Annotated in this window: 24 protein-coding genes; 14 read left to right on the forward strand and 10 right to left on the reverse strand. The window is 70.2% G+C overall.

Translation table 11 applies throughout. The annotated features are described in order from the left end of the window. Window positions 1-259 precede the first annotated feature (259 nt). Window positions 260-2,041, forward strand: coding sequence for a sialidase family protein (locus OG494_RS06875; protein ID WP_328453061.1), 1,782 nt, complete (start codon window positions 260-262; stop codon window positions 2,039-2,041). Window positions 2,042-2,337: 296 nt separating this feature from the next. Here OG494_RS06875 and OG494_RS06880 read toward each other — a convergent pair whose 3' ends face one another. The 3 genes from OG494_RS06880 to OG494_RS06890 are packed head-to-tail and all read right to left on the reverse strand — an operon-like array spanning window position 2,338 to window position 3,291. Beyond that, window positions 2,338-2,610 carry a DUF1048 domain-containing protein gene (locus OG494_RS06880; protein WP_328453063.1) on the reverse strand — a complete coding sequence of 91 codons (273 nt, stop codon included), beginning with the start codon at window positions 2,608-2,610 and terminating at the stop codon, window positions 2,338-2,340. Between the two features lies 1 nt (window position 2,611). Next, window positions 2,612-2,968: a DUF1048 domain-containing protein gene (locus OG494_RS06885; protein ID WP_328453065.1), complete on the reverse strand. Its 357-nt coding sequence runs from the start codon at window positions 2,966-2,968 to the stop codon at window positions 2,612-2,614. Next, entirely contained in the window at window positions 2,965-3,291 is a 327-nt protein-coding gene (locus OG494_RS06890) for a PadR family transcriptional regulator (protein WP_328453066.1), read from the reverse strand. The genes OG494_RS06885 and OG494_RS06890 overlap by 4 nt, the downstream gene beginning before the upstream one ends. Before the next feature lie 164 nt (window positions 3,292-3,455). Here OG494_RS06890 and OG494_RS06895 point away from each other — a divergent pair, with 164 nt between their 5' ends. Genes OG494_RS06895 through OG494_RS06920 form a run of 6 tightly spaced genes read left to right on the forward strand, consistent with a single transcriptional unit; the run spans window position 3,456 to window position 7,741 of the window. Continuing rightward, the gene (locus OG494_RS06895) at window positions 3,456-3,791 is read left to right on the forward strand and encodes a PadR family transcriptional regulator (RefSeq protein WP_328453068.1); all 336 of its coding nucleotides are present in this window, start codon (window positions 3,456-3,458) and stop codon (window positions 3,789-3,791) included. Between the two features lie 23 nt (window positions 3,792-3,814). Continuing rightward, the gene (locus OG494_RS06900) at window positions 3,815-4,156 is read left to right on the forward strand and encodes a DUF1048 domain-containing protein (protein ID WP_328453070.1); all 342 of its coding nucleotides are present in this window, start codon (window positions 3,815-3,817) and stop codon (window positions 4,154-4,156) included. After that, window positions 4,153-4,962 (forward strand): ABC transporter ATP-binding protein, encoded by an 810-nt coding sequence (locus tag OG494_RS06905; RefSeq protein ID WP_328453072.1) that lies wholly within the window; start codon window positions 4,153-4,155, stop codon window positions 4,960-4,962. The genes OG494_RS06900 and OG494_RS06905 overlap by 4 nt, the downstream gene beginning before the upstream one ends. Continuing rightward, window positions 4,959-5,720 (forward strand): ABC transporter permease, encoded by a 762-nt coding sequence (locus tag OG494_RS06910; RefSeq protein ID WP_328453074.1) that lies wholly within the window; start codon window positions 4,959-4,961, stop codon window positions 5,718-5,720. The genes OG494_RS06905 and OG494_RS06910 overlap by 4 nt, the downstream gene beginning before the upstream one ends. Window positions 5,721-5,770: 50 nt before the next feature. Next, window positions 5,771-6,880 carry a serine hydrolase domain-containing protein gene (locus tag OG494_RS06915; RefSeq protein ID WP_328453076.1) on the forward strand — a complete coding sequence of 370 codons (1,110 nt, stop codon included), beginning with the start codon at window positions 5,771-5,773 and terminating at the stop codon, window positions 6,878-6,880. 54 nt (window positions 6,881-6,934) lie between these two features. Then, complete coding sequence (locus OG494_RS06920; RefSeq protein ID WP_328453078.1) at window positions 6,935-7,741, forward strand: alpha/beta hydrolase; 807 nt, start codon at window positions 6,935-6,937, stop codon at window positions 7,739-7,741. Between the two features lie 7 nt (window positions 7,742-7,748). On the opposite strand, the gene OG494_RS06925 is transcribed toward OG494_RS06920, so the two are convergent. Together OG494_RS06925 and OG494_RS06930 are read right to left on the reverse strand one after the other, a co-directional pair. Continuing rightward, the gene (locus tag OG494_RS06925) at window positions 7,749-8,720 is read right to left on the reverse strand and encodes a magnesium transporter CorA family protein (protein ID WP_328453080.1); all 972 of its coding nucleotides are present in this window, start codon (window positions 8,718-8,720) and stop codon (window positions 7,749-7,751) included. 10 nt (window positions 8,721-8,730) lie between these two features. After that, window positions 8,731-10,731, reverse strand: coding sequence for an APC family permease (locus OG494_RS06930; protein ID WP_328453082.1), 2,001 nt, complete (start codon window positions 10,729-10,731; stop codon window positions 8,731-8,733). A gap of 175 nt (window positions 10,732-10,906) precedes the next feature. Here OG494_RS06930 and OG494_RS06935 point away from each other — a divergent pair, with 175 nt between their 5' ends. Continuing rightward, complete coding sequence (locus tag OG494_RS06935) at window positions 10,907-11,212, forward strand: winged helix-turn-helix transcriptional regulator (protein WP_328453084.1); 306 nt, start codon at window positions 10,907-10,909, stop codon at window positions 11,210-11,212. A gap of 254 nt (window positions 11,213-11,466) precedes the next feature. Here OG494_RS06935 and OG494_RS06940 read toward each other — a convergent pair whose 3' ends face one another. Then, window positions 11,467-11,661: a hypothetical protein gene (locus tag OG494_RS06940; protein ID WP_328453086.1), complete on the reverse strand. Its 195-nt coding sequence runs from the start codon at window positions 11,659-11,661 to the stop codon at window positions 11,467-11,469. A gap of 190 nt (window positions 11,662-11,851) precedes the next feature. On the opposite strand from OG494_RS06940, the gene OG494_RS06945 reads away from it, so the two are divergent. The 4 genes from OG494_RS06945 (at window position 11,852) to OG494_RS06960 (ending at window position 16,936) form a co-directional block, all read left to right on the forward strand. Continuing rightward, window positions 11,852-12,457: a phosphate transport system regulatory protein PhoU gene (locus OG494_RS06945; protein ID WP_328453088.1), complete on the forward strand. Its 606-nt coding sequence runs from the start codon at window positions 11,852-11,854 to the stop codon at window positions 12,455-12,457. A 191-nt stretch (window positions 12,458-12,648) separates the two neighbouring features. Further along, on the forward strand, window positions 12,649-14,223 hold the full coding sequence (locus tag OG494_RS06950) for a Na+/H+ antiporter (RefSeq protein ID WP_328453090.1): 1,575 nt from the start codon (window positions 12,649-12,651) through the stop codon (window positions 14,221-14,223). A gap of 143 nt (window positions 14,224-14,366) precedes the next feature. After that, a complete protein-coding gene (locus tag OG494_RS06955) occupies window positions 14,367-14,768 on the forward strand; it encodes a hypothetical protein (protein WP_328453092.1) in 402 nt (133 codons plus the stop codon). 185 nt (window positions 14,769-14,953) lie between these two features. Beyond that, a complete protein-coding gene (locus tag OG494_RS06960) occupies window positions 14,954-16,936 on the forward strand; it encodes an amino acid transporter (RefSeq protein ID WP_328453094.1) in 1,983 nt (660 codons plus the stop codon). 242 nt (window positions 16,937-17,178) lie between these two features. Here OG494_RS06960 and OG494_RS06965 read toward each other — a convergent pair whose 3' ends face one another. After that, window positions 17,179-17,808, reverse strand: coding sequence for a response regulator transcription factor (locus OG494_RS06965; RefSeq protein WP_328453095.1), 630 nt, complete (start codon window positions 17,806-17,808; stop codon window positions 17,179-17,181). After that, window positions 17,805-18,986, reverse strand: a complete 1,182-nt coding sequence (locus OG494_RS06970) for a sensor histidine kinase (protein WP_328453097.1) — start codon at window positions 18,984-18,986, stop codon at window positions 17,805-17,807. The genes OG494_RS06965 and OG494_RS06970 overlap by 4 nt, the downstream gene beginning before the upstream one ends. Window positions 18,987-19,194: 208 nt before the next feature. Between OG494_RS06970 and OG494_RS06975 the strand changes: the two genes are divergently transcribed. Continuing rightward, the gene (locus OG494_RS06975) at window positions 19,195-22,392 is read left to right on the forward strand and encodes a hypothetical protein (protein ID WP_328453099.1); all 3,198 of its coding nucleotides are present in this window, start codon (window positions 19,195-19,197) and stop codon (window positions 22,390-22,392) included. Window positions 22,393-22,529: 137 nt separating this feature from the next. Next, entirely contained in the window at window positions 22,530-23,021 is a 492-nt protein-coding gene (locus tag OG494_RS06980; RefSeq protein ID WP_328453101.1) for a hypothetical protein, read from the forward strand. Between the two features lie 89 nt (window positions 23,022-23,110). Here the strand turns inward: OG494_RS06980 and OG494_RS06985 are convergent, their stop codons facing one another. Next, on the reverse strand, window positions 23,111-23,608 hold the full coding sequence (locus OG494_RS06985; protein WP_328453103.1) for an AAA family ATPase: 498 nt from the start codon (window positions 23,606-23,608) through the stop codon (window positions 23,111-23,113). Between the two features lie 377 nt (window positions 23,609-23,985). Further along, window positions 23,986-25,209, reverse strand: coding sequence for a PP2C family protein-serine/threonine phosphatase (locus tag OG494_RS06990; protein WP_328453105.1), 1,224 nt, complete (start codon window positions 25,207-25,209; stop codon window positions 23,986-23,988). Window positions 25,210-25,222 lie beyond the last annotated feature (13 nt).

The following is a 25,222-nucleotide window of genomic DNA, read 5'->3' on the forward strand; positions in this document are numbered from 1 at the left end:
CTGGCGACCGCGCGCCGAGCGAGGTTCGACCGGCTCGTCTGCGCGACAAGGACTTTCGCGACCACACCGGGGTCGGCGGCCGGGGACACGTTCGTGGAGTCGGTGCGGAACGGCTGGCGGTACGTTTCGACGACTTCGACAAGCGGGGTGGACGTCCGTTTCAGGTGGTTCCGAACTTCCGTCGCTTGACCGGGCTCCGGCGCGCGTCAAGCCTGGTGCCGTTGGCGCGTCCGTCAGCTCCGCGGGAAGGGATCTTCCGATGTCCTTGGGTGTTTCCGCCACCAAACGAAGAATTTTCGCCACGCTCACCACGCTCGTCGTGCCTCTCGCCGTCGTCTTGGCGCCGGCCGCCCACGCCGCGATCGCGACCGCGCCGCTGCCGGCAGATCCGCAGTCGAGCCGGCACAAGGTCGCCGCCGCGGCGGCCGAGCCGCGCCACGACGTTCCCAATCCGCTGCTCAAGGAGCGGTTCGCCGAGGAGGAAGAGGAGGACGGCGACGATCCCGCGTTGTCGGCGCTCTGCCAGACCTACATCGGCAAGCCGAACCCGTACCGCCCGGTCGCGCCCAACACCGACGTCATCCGCGGCGACACGATCGTGCCGACCGGCAGCCAGACCGGCTGCAGCACCGCGCAGAACGAGACCACCATCGCCGTCAACCCGGAGAACCCGCGCAACATCGTGGCGGGGTCGAACGACTACCGGCTCTACAACACCCGCGAGGCCCGCAACGACTCCGGCGGCTTCGCCTACACGTCCTTCGACGGGGGCCGGACCTGGGCGAACGTCCAGCTGCCGCACCTCGACTTCCCGACCGGGGCGACGGGCCCGCTGGCGTACATGGACGCCGCGGGCGACCCGGCCGTCGCGTTCGGCCCGCACAACACCGTCTACTACGCGACGCTCGTGTTCAGCCGGGCCGCGGTGCCCGACGACCAGCAGTCCGCCAGCGGCATCGCCGTCTCGGTGTCGCACGACGGCGGTCGTACCTTCGGCGACCCGGCGGTGCTCGAACTCGACGGCGTGACGCCGGCGGGCACGCCGACGCCGACGTCCATCTTCAACGACAAGGAGTGGATCGCCGCCGATCCCCGCACCGGAGACGTCTACGTCTCGTGGACGCAGTTCACCTACGACGCCAGTGGCACCTACACCGAGTCGCCGATCGTGCTGTCGAAGTCGGCCGACTTCGGCCGGACCTGGTCGCCCAAGCGCCGGGTTTCCCCGTCGCTGAACGGTTTCCACGGCGGGATCACGCCGTTCGGCAGCGGGTCCAACCCGGTCGTCACCCGAGACGGGACGCTCCAGATCGCCTACGAGACCTCGGTCTGCGCCACCGCGGCGTGCGATCAGCCCGCCGACCACGACGCGGTCGTCGTGGCGACCTCACGTGACGGCGGCCGAACCTTCCGGCACGCCGAGGTGGCTCCCGACTTCGACTTCCCGGTCGACGAGGACGTCGCCAACAACGCGCTGACCGGTGAGAACTTCCGGATCAACAGCTTCCCGCAGCTGGCCTACGACCGCGTCACCGACCGGCTCTGGGTCACATGGGCCGACGACCGCAACGGCACCTACCGCGACGGCGAGTCGGTGAAGACGAACGGCGGCGCGTTCTTGAGCGGCTCCGACGGGCGGCACGGCTGGTCCGAGCCGGTGAAGATCGGGACGGGCGCCGACGAGGTGTTTCCCGCCGTTGCGGCGCTGGCCGGACGCGTCGCGGTCACTTTCTACACTCGTGCCTACGACCCGAACGGCATCGGGCTCGACTACGCCTACGCCACCGGCTGGGGTGACCGCGTGGGCTCGGCGCCGATCCGGCGGATCACGACGCAGACGGCGAATCCCCAGGTCCAGTTCGTCTCGACCGGCGCGGTGACGGGCAAGGAACTGCAGGGAGTGTTCATCGGCGACTACACCGCGGCGGCCGTCGGTGCCGACTTCCGGCTGCACCCGTGCTGGACCGACTTTCGCGGGAATCCGGGCACAACCACACCGAACCAGGATGTCGGGACGCAGACTCTGGCGATGTTCCCGTAGCGACGGCGCCGTGTCGGCTGTTGCTTCAGGGCAACAGCCGGCACGGGCCGCCGATCCGGCGGTCACGCCGGTCGTGCGCCCCTGAACGACGGATCCGCGGCGATTTCCCGACGAGTTCTGCATGACCAGAGGTGCTGGATCGATGAGAGCCGGCGACATCGACTTCGGTCACCGGCCACGACAGTCCGCTCACGCCGCGACAGCGGTGAGGTTTGACGAAGTCGCGCCTGAACCGCCGCAATCGGTTCAAGTGCTGCTCGGTTCACCCCGGTAACACTTGGTGCTCTTCAGCCCGCTCAGGTGCGCGATTCCTCGAGCAGGTCGTCGCAGAAGGCGGCGACGTCGGCACCGATGAGTTCCAGGGCTCCCTTGCCGGCCGCCGCGCCCTCCTCGAAGAAGTCGGCTATGCCGGAGAGCGGGGGCTCGCCGAGCGATTCGAGCACCCCGACCTTGAAGACGTACTTCTGGATCTCCTTGTAGACGATCCGGTAGTCCGGCGGGAGCGCCTTGACCCGCGCCATCTGCGCCCGCCACTGCTTCTTGCCCTCGATGGCCTCTTGAATGCCCATGTCAGCCTCCCAGCTGTGCCAATTTCCTCGCCACGTTCCGGTTCAGCTGTTCGCGCCACCGGTCGCGATGGCTCCGGGCTCCTTCTCCACCGGCCAGTGCCGTGCAGAAACCCTTGGTGTCGCCGCCCAGTACCTCGTGGATGCTCTGCCCGTCGGAGGCCGTCTCTTCGAGCAGTTCCAGGGCGCTGTCGAGGATCGGCATCAGGTTCCGGCCGGAGAAGTCCCCGTAGGGAAAGAGGTGTCCCTTGATTTCTTCCCACGCCGCCCGGTAATCGGCCGGCAAAACCTCGGCCCGGGTCTCGAACGCCTGGTACTCCTTGGTGAGGTCGCTGCCGGTGATGGTCTCCCAGAGTTTCATCGCCCGCTCTCCTTGAGCTTGTCGATCCGTGACGTGACGTAGTCCCATTTCGCCCAGAACGTCGCGAGTACCTCGCGCCCCGCGTCGTTGAGTGCGTAGAACTTGCGTGGCGGTCCCAGCCCGGACGGTCGTTTCGTCACGTGGACGAGCCCGTTCTTCTCCAGCCTCAGCAGGATGGTGTAAACGGTTCCCTCGACGACGTCGGCGAAGCCGAGGTCGTTCAGCCGGCGCGTGATGGCGTACCCGTAGGTCTCCTCCCCGTCGATGATCTCGAGCACGCAGCCCTCGAGCGTGCCCTTCAGCATTTCCGTCAGGTCGTCCATCGCGGTCCTTTTCGATCCTCGTGGTACTCGGTGGTACCGAGTACCACTACACGGTACCACTGAGTACCGGATACCGCTGCGGCCGTGGCCTCTTGCGCGATCGCTATTCAGCGATACTATGTACTGGTAGTCAGCGACACTGAGTAGCACGCAGGAGGTGGTCCGTGGGCAAGCAGGCGACGGAGATGCTCAAGGGAACGCTGGAAGGCATCGTCCTCGCGATCCTGGCCGGCCGGTCCGCGTACGGCTACGAGATCACGGCGTGGTTGCGGGAGCAGGGTTTCTCCGACATCGCCGAGGGCACGATCTACGCGCTGCTCCTCAGGATCGAGAAAAGGGAGCTCGTCGACGTCGAGAAGATCCCGTCCGAGAAGGGACCGCCGCGCAAGGTGTATTCGCTCAACGCCGAGGGGCGGGCATACCTCGACGAGTTCTGGAGGACGTGGAGCTTCCTTTCGGAACGGCTGGAACAGCTTCGCCAGGGAGGGAACCAACCATGAAGATTTCGGACATCGCCACCAAGGTGATCGGCGACAAGCGCAGGTGGCGGGCGTACAAGGCGCGCACCCGGCAGCTTCCCGCGAACTACCGCGCGGCGGTCGAGGCACTGGAACGGTACTTGATGTTCTTCGGGGCGGCGGACGGCGACACCGCGGCATCGATGTACGAGGACCTGATCGATCTGTTCGAGCGGGCCGCGGCGGACGGAACGCCCATCCGCGAGATCGTCGGAGCGGACCCCGTGGATTTCGTCGACACCTTCATCCAGAACTACTCGAAGGGTGGCTGGATCACCCGTGAACGCGAACGGCTGACCAACGGAATCGAACGCGCTGAAGGACTTGACGAGGGGAAACGCTCATGACGGCGCCATCGGCGACCGGGCCCGAGATCCGCGTGCGGGGCCTGGAGAAGTCGTACAAGGACCTAGTGGTACTGCGCGGCGTGGACTTCGATGTGGCGCGGGGCAGCATCTTCGCCCTGCTCGGCTCGAACGGGGCCGGCAAGACCACGGTCGTGAAAATCCTGTCCACGCTGCTGAAAGCCGACGGGGGAGCGGCGAGTGTCCACGGCTTCGACGTCGCCACGCAAGCGGACGACGTGCGCGAGTCCTTCAGCCTCACCGGGCAGTTCGCGGCGGTCGACGAGATCCTCAGCGGGCGGGAGAACCTCGTGCTGGTCGCCCGGCTGCGGCACCTCAAGGGGGCGGCCGGGATCGCCGACGACCTGCTCCGGCGCTTCTCACTGACCGACGCGGCCGAGCGCAAGGTGTCGACGTACTCGGGTGGCATGCGCCGCCGGCTCGACATCGCGATGAGCCTCATCGGGAACCCGCCGGTCGTCTTCCTCGACGAGCCGACGACCGGGCTCGACCCCCAGGCCCGCCTCGAAGTCTGGCGCGCGGTCAGGGAACTCGCCGAGAACGGCACGACGGTGCTGCTCACCACGCAGTACCTGGACGAAGCCGAGCAGCTCGCGGACCGGATCGCGATCCTGCACGAGGGCCGGATCATCGTGAACGGCACCCTCGCCGAGCTCCGGCGGCTCCTGCCGCCGGCGAAGGTCGAATACGTCGAGAAGCAGCCGACCCTCGAGGACGTCTTCCTCACGCTCGTCGGCGACGGCGGCAAGGACCGCGACGCGGCAAGCACGAGTGGGGAACGGTCATGACCAAGCACTTCTTCGGTGACACCGCCGTCCTGCTGGGACGGTCACTGCGGCACATCACGCGCAGCATGGACACCATCATCACGACCGCGATCATGCCGATCGCCATGCTGCTGTTGTTCGTCTACGTGTTCGGCGGCGCGATCAAGACCGGGTCGGACTCGTACGTGAACTACCTCCTGCCCGGCATCCTGCTCATCACCGTCGCGTCGGGTATCTCCTACACCGCGTTCCGGCTGTTCCTGGACATGAAGAACGGTATCTTCGAGCGGTTCCAGTCGATGCCGATCGCCCGGTCGGCCGTGCTGTGGGCGCACGTGCTCACCTCACTGATCGCCAACCTGATCTCCCTCGTCGTGGTCGTGGGTGTCGCCCTGCTCATGGGCTTCCGGTCGGGGGCAGGTGTATCGGCGTGGCTCGCGGTGCTCGGCGTGCTGGTCCTCTTCACGTTGGCGTTGACGTGGCTGGCCGTCATCCCGGGTCTGACCGCGAAGTCGGTGGACGGCGCGAGTGCGTTCTCCTATCCGCTGATCTTCCTGCCGTTTCTCAGCTCGGCGTTCGTGCCCACCGGCACCATGCCCGGCCCGGTGCGCGCCTTCGCCGAAAACCAGCCGGTGACGTCCATCGTCAACGCCCTCCGCAGCCTGTTCACCGAGCAGCCGGTCGGCGACGACATCTGGATCGCGCTCGCCTGGTGCGCCGGGATCCTCGCCGTCGCGTACTTCTTCGCCACGCTCACCTACCGCCGCAAGATCTCGTGAGCTTCCCGAGGGCAGCCGCGGCGGTCTCGGCCGTCGCTCTGCTGATCGGCGTGACCGCACCGGCGGCCGCCGCGGAGCCGGGACGCCCGGAGCTGCAGCAGACGATCCAGGCGATCGTCGGCTCCGGTTTCACCGGGGTGCAGCTGCGCGTGCACGACCAGCGGGGTGACTGGGCGGGCAGCGCGGGGGTGCGCGAGCTGGGCGAGGCCGGGAAGCCGCCGACGGACGGGCGATTCCGGATCGGCAGCACCACCAAGACGTTCACCGCGACCGCGGTACTGCAGCTGGTCGCCGAAGGCAGGATCGGGCTGGACACCCCGGTGGCCGCCTACCTGCCGGAGTTCGGCTTCGACGGGCGGATCACGGTGCGGATGCTGCTGCAGCACACCAGTGGGCTGTTCAACTACACCGGCGAGTACTACGACGACGGTACGGTCGTCCCGGGGATCCCGTGGTCGGGCAAGGAATGGGTGGACAACCGCTTCCACACCTACCGGGCGGCGGACCTGGTGCGGTACTCGCTGGCCAGGCCGGCGCGGTTCGCCCCGGGCACGGGCTGGAGCTACGCCAACACCAACTACGTGGTGGCCAGGCTGCTCATCGAGAAGGTCACCGGCCGCTCGTACGCCGATCAGGTGCGGCGCCGGATCCTGCGTCCGCTCGGAATGCGGGACACCGTGGCGCCGGGCACCTCGACGGAGCTTCCCGGACCGCACGCCCACGCGTACTACCGGTACCAGGACGCCGGGCAGTGGAAGACGATCGACGTCAGCCGGCAGAACCCGTCCTGGATTTCCGGCGCCGGGGAGCTGATTTCGACGACGAAGGACCTCGGAACGTTCTACTCCGCGCTGCTGGGCGGGAAGCTGCTCCCGCCCCCGCTGCTGTCCGAAATGCTGAAGCCGCACCCGACACCCGACCCGGCGAGCGACTACGGCCTCGGGCTGTTCGAGCTGCACGCGGACGCGAACTGCAGCGGCACCATGCTCCTCAACCACAACGGCAGCGTCCAGGGTTACGGGACGCTGGTGTACAGCACACCCGACGGCAGCAGGACCCTGGTGGCATCGATCACCTACGTGGACACGGGTGTCGCCCCCGCGGAGGCGTACCAGAAGGCGGTGCAGCGCCTCATCGAGCAGGTGTTCTGCGTCAGGTAGCGCGCGTCCGGCCCGTGTCAGGGCGGTGTCAGGAAAGAACGGGACAGTGGACTCATGACGAAGAACCGCACCTCCTCGACCGACACGAAATGGACCGGCATGGTGCCGGTCGACGACACGGCCCTGGCCGTCACCGACACCGGTGGTCCCGGCGTCCCGGTGGTCTACCTCAACGGCCAGTTCGCCACCCAGGGCTACTGGAAGCGGGTCCTCGCCGAACTCGGCGACGGCTTCCGGCACATCACCTACGACGAGCGGGCCCGCGGCAAGTCGAAGCGCTCGGGCGACTACTCCTTCGAGGTCGCCGTCCGCGACGTCGACGCCGTGCTCGCGGCGCGGGGCGTGGACCGCGCCCTGGTGGTCGGCTGGTCCTACGGCGCGTTCGTCGCGGCGCACTGGGCCGGCCGGAATCCCGAGCGTGCCCTCGGCGCGGTTTTCGTCGAGGGCGCCGAACCCTACGACTGGCTCGACGAGGCCATGGAGCAGCGGATCCGGAAGCTGTTCAAGCGGATGGGCTGGTTCCTGCCGGTGCTGCGCCCGACGGGTCTGGCGCCGCGGATGAGTGCCGCGCAGCAGGCCGAGAGCAACATCGAACTCGGTAGGATCTCGCGCGAGCGCGAGCTGGGTCCGGTGCTGGACGCGATCACCGTCCCGGCACGGTACGTGCTCGGCTCGGGGAGCTCGTTCGGGAGCAAGGGTGACGAGCAGGAGCGGATCCGGACCGCGGTCGGCGCGGTGACCGCCCGCAACCCGCACATCGAGCTCGCCGTGAAGGTCCCGAGCAACCACGGCGCCATCCTGCGCAAGGACTTCCGTGCCGTCGCCGACACGCTGCGCGAGGTCGCCGGCCTCGCCCGCTGAGCAGTGCTCAAAGCCAGTCCTTGCGTTTGAACAACGCGTACAGCCCGGCGGAGAAGGTGACGATGGCCGCGGTGGACACCCAGAACCCCCAGGGTCGGTCGACGCCCGGGTACGGGATGTTCTGGCCGTAGAAGCCCGTGATCGCGGTGGGCACCGCGATGATCGCCGCCCACCCGGTCACCTTCTTCATGATCGTGTTGAGGCGGTTCGCCTGCAGGTTCAGCTGTGTCTCGCGGACCGTCGTCACGAGTTCCCGGAGCGATTCGGTCCACTCCGAAGCCCGCAGCACGTGGTCGTAGACGTCCTGGTAGTACGGCATCAGCTCGCTGTCGCTGACTTGGTGGTCGCGACGCATCAGGGAATTGACGACCTCGCGCATCGGCAGCACGACCCGGCGGAGCCGGACGAGGCTCTTGCGCAGGTGCAGGGAGCGGCGGTGCATCTCGCGGTGGTCGACCTCGTCGTCGAAGACCAGGTCTTCGAGGGCTTCGATCTGTTCGTCGAGGGACTGCACGGCTTCGAAGTGGCTGTCGACGACGTAGTCGAGCAGCCCGTGCAGGAGGTAACCGACGCCGCTCTTGGCGAGCTCTGCGGTTTCGTCCCAGCGGGAGAGGACCTCGCTGATGTCGAAGTGGTCGTTCTCCCGGACGGTCACGAGCGCGCGTTCGGTGATGAACGCGTCCATCTCGACCGCTTCGAGCGTGCCGGCCGCGATGTCGAGCCGCACCGCGTAGGCGGTGAGGAACGAGTGGGTGTCGTAGCGGTCCACCTTCGGCCGCTGGTGGTCCTGTACGACGTCCTCGACGGCGAGCTTGTGCAGGCTCAGCTCCTCGCTGATCGTGGCGAGGTCCTCCTCGGTGGGGGCGCACAGGTCGAGCCAGACCGTGGCGCCCGGGTCGGCCAAGTGGTCGGAGACCTCGGCGGCCGGGAAGTCCTCGGCCACGAGGACCCCGTCGCGGTAGAGGCGGGTGCGGGCCATGACGGGGAGACTAGCGGCGCTGCGTGGTGACGCCGCGGCGGATGTCACCGGGCAGCGGGCGGACACGCTGCAGGTCGCGACGGCCGGTCGAGTGCAGCTGCCAGGGAACGCTGGTGACCATGACGCCGGGTTCGAACAGCAGCCGGCCCTTGAGGCGTAGCGAGCTCTGGTTGTGCAAGGCGTTTTCCCACCAGCGGCCGACGACGTACTCCGGGATGTAGACGCAGACGACGTCGCGGGGGCTGCCGCGGCGCAGGTTCTTGACGTAGGCCACGACCGGCCGGGTGATCTCGCGGTACGGCGATTCGACAACCTTGAGCGGGATCTTCATCCCGCGCCCGGCCCACAGGCGCTGGAGCTCACGGGTGTCGTCGTCGTCGACGTTGACGGTGATCGCCGTCAGGGTGTCCGGCCGGGTGGCCCGGGCGAACGCGATCGCGCGCTGGCTGGGTTTGTGCAATGTGGACACCAGGACGATCGCGTGGACGCGGCTGGGCAGCAGCTCGCTTTCGTCGTCCGGCTGGAGTTCCTCGCGGACGTGGGTGTAGTGCCGGTGGATCGCGCGCATGACCACGTAGAGCACGGGAATGGCGATGACGACGAGGTAGGCGCCATGGGTGAACTTCGTGATCAGCACGACCACGAGCACGATCGCGGTGAGCGCGGCACCGACCGCGTTGATCAGCCGTGACCGGTGCGCCGCCCGGCGCTCGCGGGTGTCGGCGGTGTCGGCGAGGACCCGGTTCCAGTGCCGGACCATGCCGGCCTGGCAGAGCGTGAAGGAGGTGAACACGCCGAGGATGTAGAGCTGGATGAGCCGGGTGGTGGATCCGTCGAAGGCGAAGATCAGGATCGCGGCGACGACCGCGAGGGCGATGATCCCGTTGGAGAACGCGAGGCGGTCGCCTCGCGTGTGCAGCTGCCGGGGCAGGTAGCGGTCCTGGGCGAGGATCGACGCCAGCAGCGGGAACCCGTTGAACGCGGTGTTCGCCGCCAGGATCAGGATGAGCGCGGTCGTGGCCTGGAGGAAGTAGAACAGGACCGCGTGATCGCCGCCGAAGACCGCGGCGCCGATCTGGCTGATCACCGTGCGCTGCGGGTCGGTGGTGCAGTCGCCTCGGAAACCCGCCAGGTCGCAGGTGTTCTCGGCGATGTGCACCCGCGCGATCAGCGACAGCGCCGTGATGCCGCCGAACATGACGACCGCGGTGACGCCCATCGCGGTCATGGTGCGCGCCGCGTTGAGCGACTTGGGCTTGCGGAACGCCGGGACGCCGTTGGAGATCGCCTCGACGCCGGTGAGCGCGGTGCAGCCGGAGGAGAACGACCGCAGCAGCAGGAACACCAGCGCCAGGCCGGTGAGGCCGGCCTGCTCGGGCCGGATGTCGTAGCCCGCGCTCTCCGCGACCGGGGGATGGCCGCCGAACACCCGCGCGAAACCGAGGACGATCATCAGCGTGACCGCGCCGATGAACAGGTAGGTGGGGGCCGCGAACGTGCGGCCGGACTCCCGGATGCCGCGCAGGTTCATCGCCGTGAGCACCACGATGAACCCGATGTCGAGCAGGATCCGCTGGTCGTTGAGCTGCGGGACGGCCGAGATGATGTTGTCCACGCCGGAGGCGACCGACACGGCCACCGTCATGATGTAGTCGACCATCAGCGCGCCGGCGACGACCAGGCCCGCATGGCTGCCGAGGTTGCGGGACGCGACTTCGTACGATCCGCCACCGCTGGGGTACGCCTTCACCACCTGCCGGTAGGAGACGACCACCACGGTGAGCAGGACCGCGACGGCCAGCCCGACCCAGGGCGCGAGCGCGAGGTAGGCGAGCCCGCCGAGGGACAGGATCAGCAGGATCTCCTGGGTCGCGTAGGCGACGGAGGACAGCGGGTCGCTCGCGAAGATCGGCAGGGCGAGCCACTTGGGCAGGAGCGTCTCGCCGAGGGTGTCGCTGCGGAACGGCCGGCCGACGACCAGCCGCTTCAGCCATGAGGTGGGTACCGGCACGTACGGCAGCGTGCCTCGCGCCGCGGCGCACCGGCGTACGGAAACCGTAAAGATCCCGGTGTTCGCGTAGGGATCACGTAAACGTATCCCGGCGCTTCGTCAGGGTCGCGTCAACGACCGTGGCCGGCGCGCCTCACCCGCCTACGGTGCCGGTGACTTCGTCCCGGGAGCTGCCATGGCCGAAACCGGTCTCACGCGCGTGATCTGCTGCCGTGGTGCGGCGGAACTGCTCGACGAACTCGCGTCCGGGCCCCGGGCCTTCGCCGGGCTCCGCCGAGCGTTTCCGCGTCGTGTGCTGGAACCCGCGTTGCGCGTGCTGGCCGCCGAAGGAGCGCTCCGGCGCTCACCGGCGGGAACCTGGGACGGCCGGCCGGACGGTGCGGTGGTGTTCTCCCTCACCGCCACCGGCCGCCGTCTTTTCGCGGATTTGTCCGATTTGGACGTCTGGGTCTCGGTGTACGAGGACTACCTCAACGGGTAGCCGGCCCTGGGTCGAACAGAGCCTGGGCCGACGCCGAGTTGTGACCAAGTCCGAAATGGACACGGCGGGTGTGCGTGATCGTCCGTGACGGCTCCACGAATCAGCTCGGCCGACATCGGCCGGTTCGTGCGTGGGAAGGGAGCAGCCGGATGGCCGAACTGGCCTGTGTGCTGCCGGCGATCGTCGTGTTCGCCGACGTTCGGGCAGATCGCCCTCCCGCCGCTCGGGTACCGGCCACTGGGCGACTGGAAGACCTACGCCTCGGGCGTGCCGGGCTTCTCCTTCGTCCCGGTGCTGTTCCGGTACCCGCGGCCGGACTCCGGCCGCGCGGTCGACCCCGGGATCGCCGGCGCGGGGTGGGTCTCGCACCAGCGTTCCGCGCCGCGCACCACGAGGGCCAGTACGAGGAAGCCGCCGATCAGCATCAGCGTGTAGACCAGGTCGCTCATCGGGATCCTCCTGCTCGGCGAACTCGGTGACCGGACGATGGCGCAGCGCGCACCGGCGGGCCCGGCGAGGTCGTGTTTCCTTCACGTCGGCGCGGCCGATGTTGACGGAACGTTGATCCGGGCCCGCTCCGGCGTCGAATTCGCGTCAAGGGTCATGGACAGCGTTGTCCCCCTTGGACAGTGTGGAGACATGCGCACTGCCACCTCTGACGAACTCGACCGGGCCGCCGCGGATCTCCGGCGGCTGGTCCGTTCCACCGCGGCGGCGATGGAGCGGGCGACCGTCGCGCTGGAGGAGGCCGATGTCGCACTGGCCGACGAGATCGTGGCCGATTCGGTCCGGCTCGACCGTGAACGCGAGGAGCTGGCGCGCACGGCTCCGGGGCTGCAGGCACCGGCGGTGACCGTGCTCGCCATGATCCACGCGTTGACCGAATTGGAGCGGCTGAGCTTGCTCGTGCTCGCCGTCGCGCGGGCGGTGCAGCGGTCCTACCCGCATCCGATCGTGCCGCACGAGCTGACCCCGGGGTTCGTCGAGATGGGGCGCATCGCGGTCTGGCTGCTGGAACTGACGGCCGGCACCGGCGAGGTCCGTTCGCTGATCAGCCTGGAGGACGATCTCGACGACCTGCGCCGGATCCTGGTCGACGTCCGGAATCGGTGTGACGGCTCGGCGGTGGCCGACGTCGTGCTGCTGAGCCGCCTTTACGAGCGGTTCGCCGACCACGCGGTCCTGCTGGGCCGCCTGATGAAGTCCGCGGTCCCTCGCAGCCGGGCGACGGGGACGGCGGCCTGAGCGGGTCCGCGGGCGAGGCCGTCTGGACCTGCCCGCACGACACCGGTCTCGCGGTGCCGATCGGTGCGCTCGAAGCCTGACGACCAGGGCGTCACGTTTCGGATGTCACCGAACGGGTGGTTCGCGTAGGCTGAGCCCGGCGCGCCGGGAAGTCTGGTCGGCATCCGGATCGGGATGTGGAGGACCGGCTGATGCGCGGTGTCGAAACCGTACTGTTCCTCGTGGTCGTGGCGACCGTCGTGGCCACCTTCGCGAAGCGGCTGCGCGTGCCGGCGCCGTCGCTGCTGGTCGTTGCCGGTGTGGTCGTGGGGCTGCTGCCCGGTGTCCCGGTGGTCCAGGTGACACCGGACGTGATCAGCCTCGTCGTGCTCCCGCCGCTGCTGTTCGCCGCGGGGGAGGAGCTGCCGTGGCGGGACCTGCGCGCGGTCGGGCGGCCGGTGGCCGTGCTGTCGGTGGGCCTGGTCCTGCTGTCGGCGGCGGCGGTGATCGGGACGGCGGTCGCGGTGACGTCGTTGCCGGTCGGGATGGCGTTCGTGCTGGGGGCGGTGCTGGCGAGCACGGACCCGGTCGCGGTGACGGCGCTGGCGCGGCGGCTCGCGCTGCCGCCTCGGGTGCAGGCCCTGATCCAGGCCGAAAGCCTGTTCAACGACGCCACCAGCCTGCTGCTGTTCCGGGTCGCGCTGTTCCTGGCCGTCGCGGGTGGGGCCGCGTCCTGGGGCCGGACGCTGGGCGAGTTCGCGGCGCTCGCCGGAGGTGGCGTGGCGGTCGGCGTGCTGACGGCCATCGGGGCGTTCGTGATCCGCCGGCGGACCGAGGATCCGGTGCTGGAGACGGTGATCTCGCTGGTGACACCGTACGCGGGGTACGTCGTCGCGGAGTCGGTCGGCGGGTCGGGCGTGACGGCGGTCGTCGTGGCGAGCGTGATCCTCGGGACGCAGGCCGAACGCCTGACGACAGCGCGGATCCGGCTGCAGGTCGGCGCCGTCTACCAGACCGTCGTGTTCCTCCTGGAAAGTGTCGTTTTCGGCCTGATCGGGCTGCAGCTGCCGGCGCTGGTGCGCCGGGTGGCCGGCGGGAGCGCGTGGTGGCTGCTGCAGGCGGTGGCGATCGCGGCGACGCTGGTCATGGCGCGGCTGCTGCTCGTGTTCGTCCTTTCCGCGTTGCGGCAACGGCGGGCAGACGGCCGGATCTCGTGGCAGGTGCCCGCCGTGGTGTCGTGGGCGGGTGCGCGGGGGGTGGTCCCGCTGGCGGCGGCGTTGTCGCTGCCGGTGGCCACGTTGGACGGTTCGGCGCTGCCCGCGCGCGAACTGGTGCTGTTGCTGACGAGCGCGGTGATCGTGCTGACGCTCGTGGTCCAGGGCTTCACGCTCGCACCGCTGGTGCGCCTGGCCGGCATCGCGCTCGACCCGGCCGACCTGCGGACCGAGTACGGCACCGCACGCCGGAAGCTCGCCGAAGCCGGGCTGAGCCACCTCGAGCACCTGGCCGAGACCGAGTCCGCGCCGGAGTTCGTCGTCGATCAGCTGAGGGCGAGCTGGCAGGCGCGGCTGGACCGCGTCCGGGGCGAGGACAAAACCGACGACAAGACCGGCGACAAACCCGGCGACCCGGTGCGCGGGATCGACTATCGGGCTCTGCGGCGGGAGCTGATCGACGTCGAGACGGCCGAGCTGACTCGGTTGTTCGAGGCGGGGGAGATCACCGACGGGACCCGGCGGCGGGTCCAGCGGCTGCTGGATCTCGAGCACGCCGCCCTCGAAGACTGACCGGTGTCACCGCAGGGCCGGCGCCTTCGGGTTTATCTTTGCTCGTGCGGGTAATCGCTCTCTGGTGTTCTCTGGCCGCGTCGGGCTGCCTGGCGGGAATAGTCGACTCCTTCGCCGAAGAGCCGCCACGTCTGCCTGAGGCTGTGTGGGCGGTCCCGCTGGTCGGGATCTTCCCCGTGGTGCTGATCGTGGTGGCGACGCTGGTGTTCCGGCACAGCGGCGAGTCGCGTACGCGGGCGCTGAGCTCCGTCATCACGTCGGTTCCGCCACGGGTGCGCTGGTGTGCCGGACTGCTGGTCCTCGCCGGGGTGGTTCTGGTGGCAGTCACCGCCGCGGGAATGCGCACGGGCACGCCCGAGGTGACCGCCACCGGTTACCGGCTCTACTCCCGCCTCGGCAGCACACCGATCACGCGCGCCGAGTACCTGCAGGAGATCGCCCGCGGTCAGCGGCTGTTCGCGACGATCGGGTTCGTGCTCGACGTCCTGTTCGGCGCGGTCGCCGTGGGAGCCTCGTGCGGCGGCCGGCCCAGGAGCAACCGCTGATCGTCCGGCCGTTTCGGTCAAGGGCGATCTCCTGGGCGATTTCCTGGGCGATTTCGCGGTGATCGTCGTCGAGCCGGGCGGCGAGCACACTGGGTGTCATCGGCGGGGCGGATGTGCCCGCGCTGACCGGATCGTGCATTGTTGCAGCCGGGAGTGCAGCACGCAGTCGATCGGGGAGTCGCAGCTTGAGCACCGCACCTGAATTCGTGGTTCCGCCCGTCGTGGACAGTCCGGTGCCGGCGAAGCCGCCGTCCGGCCGGGCCGTGCGGTGGCTGCTGGAGCACCGGGTGGCCCCAGCGGGCCCGGAGGCGGCCGAGGACCACGCCAAGCCGCAGGCTTGGTGGAAGGTCATGTGCCTGACCGGCGTCGACTACTTCTCCACCCTGTCCTACCTGCCGGGAATCGCCGCGCTCGCCGCAGGCGCCCTCTCGCCGCTGGCGACCCTGCTGATCGTCGCGCTGACCCTGCTGGGGATGCTGCCGATGTACCGGCGGGTCGCCCGGGAAAGCCCGCGCGGTCAGGGCTCGGTGGCGATGCTGGAGGACCTGCTGCCGTTCTGGCGGGGCAAGATCTTCGTGCTCGTCCTGCTGGGGTTCGTCGCGACGTCGTGGATCATCACGATCACGCTCTCCTCGGCGGACGCGTCGGTTCACCTGCTGGAGAACCCGTACCTGCCCGGGTTCCTGCACGGGCACGCGGTGCTGATCACGGTCGTCCTGCTGCTGATCCTCGGCGGCGTCTTCCTGCTGGGCTTCAGCGAGGCGGTGGGCGTGGCCATTCCGCTCGTGGCCGTCTTCCTGCTGCTGAACGCCATCGTCGTGGTCGTGGCCGGCGTCGACCTGTTCTCGGACGCGGCGGCGCTGTCGCGGTGGTCGGACGCGCTCACCTCGGGTGGTGGCGGGTTCGGCGGCATCGTGGGGCCGGCCGTGGTCGCGTTCCCGCTGCTCGTGCTCGGGATGTCGGGCTTCGAGACCGGGGTCAGCATGATGCCGCTGGTCGCGGCCGAGGGGAAGTCCGACGAGGAGCGGCTGGAGTCGCGGATCCGCAACACCCGCAAGCTGCTGACCGTCGCCGCGCTGATCATGTCGGTGTACCTGATCGCGACGAGCTTCATCACGACCGTGCTGATTCCCGCGGAGAAGTTCAAGGAAGGCGGGGAGGCGAACGGGCGCGCCATGGCCTACCTCGCCCACCAGGAACTGGGCGAGGTGTTCGGCACGGTCTACGACATCTCCAGCGTGCTGATCCTGTGGTTCGCCGGGGCGTCGGCGATGGCCGGGCTGATCAACATCGTGCCGCGGTACCTGCCTTCCTACGGCATGGCGCCGGAATGGGGCCGCGCGGTCCGGCCCGTCGTGCTCGTCTACACGGTGATCAGCGTGCTGATCACCGTCGCGTTCGGGGCCGACGTCAACGCCCAGGCCGGCGCCTACGCCACCGGGATCCTCGCCATGATGGTCTCCGGCGCGGTCGCCGTGACGATCTCGTCGATCCGCCGCAAGCAGCTCGCCGGCATCATCGGGTTCGCCGTGCTGACGCTGGTGCTGCTCTACGCGCTGGTCGAGAACGTCATCGAGAAGCCGGACGGCCTGGCCATCTCCGCGCTGTTCATCCTCGGCATCATCGTGGTGTCCCTGGTTTCGCGCGTGTCCCGCACGACCGAACTGCGCGCCGAGCGGATCGAATTCGACGAGCCGGCCCGCCGGTTCGTCACCGACTCGCTGGCCGACGACGGGGCGCTGCACATCATCGCCAACCAGCGCCAGGGCGGTGATCTCGCCGAGTACTCCGCCAAGGAAGCCGAGCAGCGGAGCATGAACCCGGTGCCCGGCACCGCGGACACGCTCTTCCTCGAGATCGACGTCGTCGACCCCTCGGAGTTCAGCAACGTGCTGCAGGTGCGGGGCGTGGAGGTCGACGGGTACCGGATCCTGCGCGCGGACAGCCCGGCGGCGCCGAACGCGATCGCCGCCGTGCTGCTGGCACTGCGCGACGCGACGGGGGTCCTGCCCCAATGCCATTTCGAGTGGTCGGAGGGCAACCCGCTCGGCCACCTCTTCCGCTACCTCATCCTCGGCCGCGGTGACACGGCTCCGGTCGTCCGGGAGATCCTGCGGACCAGCGAGGACGACCCGGCCCGCCGGCCGGGCATCCACGTCGGCGGCTGACCGGCGCGATCATCGGTGCGGCATCACGACGGCGTAGACAGCCGACGTGGGCCGGCTGAGATAGCTGACCAAAACCGAGCCGGTGCCGCGCGACAACCGGGTGAGCGTCGAAGACCTGGGCCCACCTGGTCCAGCCGGCGATCGAGCACGACGTTCATGGACAGAGCTCCTGCCACCCTTATGCTCACGTCGATGCCCCGCAGGCCGGTGCGAACGCGCGCCGATTCGGCCTTGCCGGGAAGTCAAGCCTGCCAAGCGGATTTGTCGTCGGGGTGGGGGTATTCGTGGACGAGGCTGCGGATGTCCTCCACCGGCTCGTCGGTCGCCGCCCACTTGGCGCGGATGCGGTCGAGGTAGGAACGCACGGTGGGAATGGCGATGCCGAGGCGGCGCGCGGTGGCGGCGAGGGTGCTGCCGGTGCCGTAGAGGTAGAGGACCTGGAGCTCCTGCGGGGACAGTTCGGGCGGGTCGTCGTTGATCAGGGTCATGAGCTCGGCGGTGAGCGCCAGCTGTCCGGTGTGGACGGTGCGGATGGCCTCGGCCAGCTTGTCGGCGTCGTCGTTCTTGATGAGGTAACCGGAAGCGCCCGCACGGATGGTGGCGCGGACGTGGCGGCGGTCACCGTGCACGGAGATCACCAGGACGGCGGCGCCGGTGGCGTGCAGGACGGCGACGTTGGCGGCGGGGTCGCTGCCGTCCTCCAGTCTCAGGTCCAGCAGCACCACATCGGTGGTGGTGCCGGTCCGCGCGGCAAGGTAACCGCCGACCGTGGTGGCCGTGTGGACGATGACGATGTCGGCGGTGCCGGCGAGCAGGGCCCGCAGACCCGCGGGGACGAGCTTGTCGTTGTCGATGACGGAGATGCGGATCATGCGGGCCACCGCAGGTCGATCCGGGTGCCCTCGCCGACGTGACTGTCCACTGTGGCCTTCCCGTCGACTTCGGCCATGCGCTCGACGATCGAATGGCGGATGCCGTACCCGAACTCGGTGGCGTCCGGGTCGAATCCGTCACCCTGGTCGACGACGGCCACGGTCACCGCCTCTCCGACGGCCAGCGCGGTGAGGCGGGCGCGGGTGGTTCCCGCGTGGGCGGCGACGTTGCTGAGCGCCTCCGCGCTTGCCTGGGACAGTGCGTCGACCACGTCGTTGGGGAGCGAGTCGGGCAAGTTGGCGAAGTGGTATTCCACGCGCAACCCGAGTGCGGCACTGGCCCCGCCGGCCTCCAGTAGCGCCAGGGAGAGGTCGGTGAGGGTGCCCGCGGGGTCGTCGGGTGCCGCACCGCGCAGGACGTCGACGTTGACCGCGCACTGCCTGCGCACGACGGGGTCGGGATGGGCGGCGGGGCCGGGGCCCGCGATCGCGGTCAAGATCCGCAGCGGGCCGTCGTGCAGGGCGCGGTACCGGCGGATCTGCTCGCGGAAGTGCCGGGTGCGCTCCTCGGTGTGCGCGCGCTGGGCGGCGAGCCGTTCCCGCGCGGAGATCACCTGCTGGGTCGCGACGGTCAGGTGGTGGACCACCTGTCGCAACTGCCGGATGAACACCAGGCAGCAGACGGCGGCACCGACCTGCCAGCCGATCGTGTTGACCAGCGAGGCGAAGTCCGCGCCCCGCTCCAGCAGCGGCAGCTGTCCGACCACGTTCGCCGCGGCGAGCACCGCGCAGCCGGCCACCGTGGCCCGAGGGGAACCGCTGACCAGCGCGACAGCCACCGCGACGCTGACCGTGACCGGCTCCAGGTACGGGTTGGCCAGCGTGTCGAAAAGCTGGTTGGACACGGCCAGCGGCAGCACGACCACGCCGGTGGCGGTGACCGCGACGTCGACGGCCAGCACCCAGCCGGGAAGGGCGTCGCGGCGCAGCACCAGCGTGATCAGCACCGCGCTCCACCCGGCGAGGGCCGCGTACACGGACGCCGCCAGGGCAACCTTGGTGTAGGCGTGGATCTGCACGGCTCCGACGACGCTCAGGGCGACCATGCCCAGGGTGGCCAGCCGGAAGAACACCACCGATGCCGCCACGATCCCGCGCACCTGGCGATGCAGACCCATCACAGCGGCCACCTCGGTCTTTCCGTCCTGCGGGTGCACCCGGCCCCAAGCCTGGCACCGAACCCCGCTCGGGTCCACGCCGCACCTGTGCGGCATGGACGCACTGAACGGCCCGCGCCACGATCGATCCGAACCCGACGCCCCGCAACGGCTCGACGAGCCGGGCGGTCGCGACCGAGAACAAGCCTGGCACACAGGAGGAATAGCGATGTTCATCCCCGCACGCAAGGTGCGCGGTGCCGTCCCGGCGTGCACGCGGCTGCCGCGACTGCTTTCGGTCGCCACCACCGGGGCCGTGTTCCTCGGCGTCGGTCTCGGTGCGCCGCCCGCGTCCGCCGACGCCCAGCCCGCTCACGAGCAGTCCGTGACCGTGGACGTCGTCGGCGACTCGTACATGGCGGGCGACGGCCTCTCGGGGACCTACGCCGATCCCGCGGACCCGAGACACCGATCCGCGACCGCGCCGGCCCTCCAAGCACTGGCCCGCGTCCGGAGCGACGACCCGGGGCTGCGGGTGGACGCGAACCTCGTCGCCGCCGCCGGCGCGCGGACCGCGGACTTCTTCGGTGCCCAGACCGGGCCGGGCAACAGCGTCGTCAACCCGCCGCAGCGTGACCAGGTCCGCCCGGACGCCCAAGTGGTCATCGCCGGCTTCGGCGGTGACGACGCCCGGCTGGCCACGGTGCTCGGCGAAGCGAAGCGGTCCACCGGCGGGCCGAACACGGCCCTGGACAAAGAGATCAGGGCACTCGGCCCGCTGCTGGACTGGACCGCGTCGGACGAGGAGTACCTCGCCCAGGCCAAGTCGTCGCCTCCCGGCCAGGCACCCACGCTGGTCGCGCGGATGCTCCAGGTGCTGGCCGGAATCGCCACCCGCGCACCGCACGCCGAGATCGTGGTCACCACCTACCCGCTGGCCGCGGACCCGAAGAACGCGCACGCCGCCAGCCTGGTCGGCGAGGACGATCTGACCAGCGTGCGAAAGTTCGGCTACGACCTGAACAAGGCGATCGACCGCGCGGTGACGCTCTGCGGCTGCGGCTCCCTCGCCGACCTCGCCGAAGCGATCGCGGGCCACGAGATCTACACCCCCGACTCGGTCTTCGCCGAGCAGGCCGACCGGCAAGAGCCGTTCCGGCCCGACGAAAAGGGCGCCTCGCTGATCGCCAACCCGATCGCCGACAGCATCGCGAAGGTCCTCCGGATCCCCGCGCCCCGGCACAGCGACGGGCAGGTCACCACCGCGGAGAACATCCACGTCCGCTACGGCGTGTCGGACCGCGACGGCGACACGGTCGCCGACTTCCAGGACGTCGCGCCCGACGACCCCGCCCGCTCGACCGACGTCGCCCGCCGCGACCGCGACGCCGGGAACGACCGGCGGTCCTCGCGGTCGGGTGACACGCGCTCGCCGTCGAGCGGGTTCCGCCCGGTCATCCAGGTGGCCGACGGCCTGGCACCGGGCGTGAGCCTGATCGGCCCGCACGACCGGCCGCCCGCGGAACCGCCGGGGGAGCAGCACCAGGTGACGGTCGGGAGCCGGCCTCCCGGACGCGAGCAGGCCGTCCCGGTGGAACACGCGGCCCCGGCGTCCGAACCCGCCGCGGCGCCACCGGTGCCCGGCACGGACGCCCCGCCGTTGTCGCAGGCGCAGATCGCCGCGATGCGGGACGTGGTCTCCAAGGCGGAGCCCGCGGGCTACGTCAGCCGGTACTCGGCGCAGGCCTTGCGCGCCTCGACCGCGCCCGCGGACGTGCGCGGCTCGCTGGACATGCGGGCGGTCGACCGGCAGATGAGCGCTTCGTTGCTGAGCGCCCTGCCCGGCCCGGACGTCACGACCGGTTTCCGCGACCGGTTCGGCGAAGACATCGGCGCCATCCACAGCGCGACCACGGTCGCCGGACAGGACGCCGCGATCGCGCGGTTCAACGAGACGGCCACGCAGTACAACGCCGCCGAGCTGGCCGCACGGGACGCCCACGACGCCCACCCCGTCGACGCGCTGGGTGACTCCGTCCGGACGACTCCGAGGTCGCTGACGGAGATGACGTCGGAGACCGCGGCCTACGGCCAGGTCGACGTGGGCACCCTGACGACCTTCGGCGACCAGCAGACCGTTCAGTCGACGCAGGTGCAGGCCGGCACCACGGACTACGGCTCGAACCTGCCCACGGTAGCCACCGGCGTCAAGGTGGGGCCCGCGGCCGAGGTGGGTGTGGAAGGGGGGACCGAGGCCGGCGGTGTCGCGGTCTCCGGTGAGGCCGGTGCCAAGGCCCTGGGCGGGGAGGCCAACGCGAGCGCGGGCGCCTCGAAGGACGGCGTCAACGCGAAGATCGGCGCGAGCGGCTACCTCGGCGAGGCGACCGCCGAGGGCTCGGCGACGTACGGCCCCGCCGAGGTGGGGGTCAAGGGCAAGGCCAACCTCGGCGCCGAAGCCGGCGCGAATGCCGCCCTCGGGGCCGAAGGCGTCGACGTCGGTGCGAAGGGTTTCGTCGGTGCGAAGGCGGGCGTCGACGGACACGCCGACGTAGCGGGGCTGCGGGTGGGTGCCACGGCCGAGGGCTGGTACGGCCTCGGCGCGGAAGGACGGGCGCGGTTCGGCTGGGGCCCGGACGGCTCGTTCACCATCGGCGCCGACGCCGGCGTGGCCGTCGGTGTCGGCGGCAAGGTCGGGTTCAACCTCACGGTGAACCCGGGCAAGCCCCAGAAGGCGGTGCCGGACAACCTGGACGCCCCGAACCCGGGGGATCCCGCGGAGGACACCCAGCAGCCGACGAGCCCGACCAGCGAGCTGGAGTCCCCCCGACCGGACCCGGCGGTCCCGGCCGAGCAGCCGGCTTCGCCGGATCAGGCTCCGCCGTCGGAGTCCGACGCGGACTACTCCGGCCCCACCCCCGGAACGACGGGGGAGAACGACGACGCCGATCCTGGTCCTGCTCCGGCGGCCGGCGAGGTCGCCTCTCCCGCGGACAACGCCGCGGACAACGACGCGGACAATTCCGGGGCCACTCCGGGAACCACGGGCGAAAACGGCTCGGCCGGACCGGCGACCGGCGCCCCCGCGAGCTCGGACGGCGCGACCAGCAGCAACGCGGGCGAAACTCCTGGCGACGCCGGTGACGCTTCCGGCACCGACTCCGCGGGCGGTTTCGGCGACGGTGGCTCCGAGGGGGGAATCGGCAGCGGTGACACGGGCGGAACAGGCGAATCCGGGACGGGGGATTCCGGCGGTGTGGGCGACGGCTCCTCGGCTGGTGACTCCGGCGGTGGGGACTCCGCCGGCAGTGGGGACTCCTCGGGCGGGGACTCCTCTGGTGGGGACTCCGGCGGAGGAACGGGTGGTGGCGACTCCGGCGGCGGCATGGGCGGTGGGTCCGGCGGCGGCGGCGACGGTGGCGGCTCGTGAACGCGGCCGTTCCGGCGGTCGTGCCGGACCTCCGATGAGCACAGACGCGAACACCCGGCCCAGCACCAGGCGCCGCGCCGAGGTGGCCGGCGTGCTGATCCTCCTCAACCGAGAACTGCCGACAGGAGCACGGTTCGATGGTCACAGAGCTACCCGTACGCATCGAATTCGCGCTGCCGGACGGCTGGCAGGCGGCTCCACCGGACGAGGTCGGCGCACCCGAGGTCGCGTTCGTCGCGGTGCGTCCGGTCACGCCCCGCGGTGGAGCCGACGGATTCGTCACCAACCTGACGATCGCGGGAGAGATCCGCGACCCGGCGGTGCGGATGGCGACGATCGCCGACGAGTCGGTGCACCGCGTCGGGAACGTCGCCGAGTCGGTGCGCGTTCGCGACCGTGCGGACTTCGGCCGAGGCGACGCGCCGGGCCTGACCCAGTTGCTGGACATCGGACTCCACGAGGGCAAGTCCCTCGTGCAATGCCAGGTCTACCTGCCCATCGACGACGTCCACGACCAGCGCACGGTGCTCGAACTGGTGCTCACCTGCACACCCGACCAGTTCGATGACGTCGCGTCCGACTTCCGGCGGTTCGTGGAAACGGTGCGCCCCGCACAGGCGCGCTCGTAGCGAGCCGTGGGCACGCCGGGCCGCTTTCGGCGGCTGTCGTCGAGTGCGGTGAGGGCCCCTGGCGGCGTCGGTGATCCCGGCCGTCAGATCTACGCCGTGTCCGGCCCGGTCCCGGCCACCCACGCCACGATCCGGTCCACCGAATCCTCCGCCGATGAGGTGGTGGCGATGATCTGCTCGCCGGGCACGTCGAGACGCCCGCTCGCGGGGTACCAGCTGTGCATGTCCTCGGCGGTGAATTCGCCGGCCTGCGGGCGGGTGGCGTGGCGGCGCACAGTCTCGTCGAAGGGTACGTCGAGGTAGAAGAAAGTGGTGCGGCCGCGGTGGTCGGCGGCGAGCCGGCACAACATCGGTCCGTACCGGGCGGCGGTGAGGATGCCGTCGAGGATGACGTGGTAGCCGGCGTCGAGGCTGAATCGGCAGACCGTCGCGATGAGCGCGATGTTCAGCCCGCCGGGGACGTCGTGCTCGCGCAGGACGATCCGCCGCAGGACGTCCTGCTGGACCAGCGCGACGCCACGTCCGAGCCTGGCGCGCACGGCGGTGGCGACCGTGGTCTTGCCGGCGCCGGAGGGACCCCGGAGCACGACCAGCCGGGTGTGCGGTGAGCCAGTCGGCCCGCTCGGCGGTTCCTGCGGTACAGCCGCCGGCCACGTAACGTCTGCCGCACTTTCCCCAGCCGACCCGCTATCAGCGGTCTCGGCGTGAAGGTTGTCGCTGTCCGTGGCCACGACGACAACTTGTACTCGTCGGCGAAGCGCGGAGCGGCCCCCGGTCTGCTCCACCGGCTCGCCGCCCTCCTCTCGCACCACGCGGATCCCGGGGTAGCGCCTCGCGGCCCGGATCGGCGGAGACGCTGACAAAGCTTGAGGCATCAGGGCCACTGTGCTCCGGCGTCGCCTCCCCGGGACCGATTAGTCCTTTGTGGACAGACGTCGCACTTGCCGGCCGGGGCGGGCGTGGCTCACAGGGTGGGCAGCAGGGTGCTCTGGCTGGTGGTCGTCCATTCCAGCATCAGCAGGGTGGCGTCGTCCTGGAGCCGGCCGTCCTGGTGGTCCAGCACCGCCCGGACCACGCGACGCAGGGTCTCCGGGGCGGGCAGGCCGGCCGCTTCATGGCGTTCGGTGAGGTCGGCCAGCCGGTCCAGGCCGAACTGTTCACCTTGCGGGCTGCGGGCTTCGGTGACGCCGTCGGTGTAGAACAGCACCCGGTCGCCGGGTTCGAGCTGTTCGCGCTGCACGACGGGCTCGCGCTTCTGGAACTCTCCGAGGCCCAGCGGGGTGCGGCTCACGGTGTCCAGCAGCCGCACCACCCGGCCGCCGCGCAGCACGGCCGGCGGTGGGTGTCCGGCGTTGAGGTAGTGCAGTTCGCCGGTGTCGAGGTCGAGGTGGGCGAGGAACGCCGTCGCGTAGGACATCGAGTCGGCCGGGCGGTGGGCGGCGATGGTGTGGTCCGCCAGCTCGGTGGCCGTGATCAGGCCGGCGCCGCCGCGGCGGGCGTTGCGGGTGGCCGCCAAGGCCATCGAGGTGATCAGCCCGGCGTGCAGGTCGTGGCCGACCGAGTCGAAGATCGCCACCGAGGCGCGGTTGCCGTCCACGGCGTAGTCGAAACCGTCGCCACCGACCTCGTCGTAGGGCTCCATCGCGGCGGCGATCACGACCCGGTCGGTGGCGAACACCTTCGGGGGCAGCAGCTGCCACAGCAGTTCGGCGGCCACCGACAGCGGCCGGCCGCGGCGCACCCGGTGGAACAGGTCGCTGTAGAGCTGCTTGCTCAGCACCAGGTGCGAGATCTGCCCGGCCAGCGTCCAGCAGTTGCCGCGCAGGGTTTTGTCGTGCGGGTCGGCGTCTGCGGCGAGAGTGATCCGCAGCGCGCCGAGGCGTTCGGTGCCGTCGAGCACCGGCAGCCACACGACCGCCGGTCCGCTCTCGCCCGGCGCGACGACGATCTCGATCCTGGCGAACGCCCGCCCGGCCAGGGTGGCGTCCGCCGACAGGGCCGGGCCGCCTTGCGGCCGGACGGGGTGCAGCTCCCGCTGGCCGAGGTCGACCAGGTACAGCTCGGCCGACATCCCCACCAGGGAGGTCACGTCGTCGATGAGGGTGGGCAGGTCGTCGGCGGTCGCCAGGTGTGACCGGTCGACGACCGCCGCGAACACCCGGTGCCACGAGCGATCCTCATCCACCATTCACGAAGGGTAG

Origin of the sequence: Amycolatopsis sp. NBC_00438 (assembly GCF_036026695.1) — a bacterium.
Taxonomy (GTDB): Bacteria; Actinomycetota; Actinomycetes; order Mycobacteriales; family Pseudonocardiaceae; genus Amycolatopsis.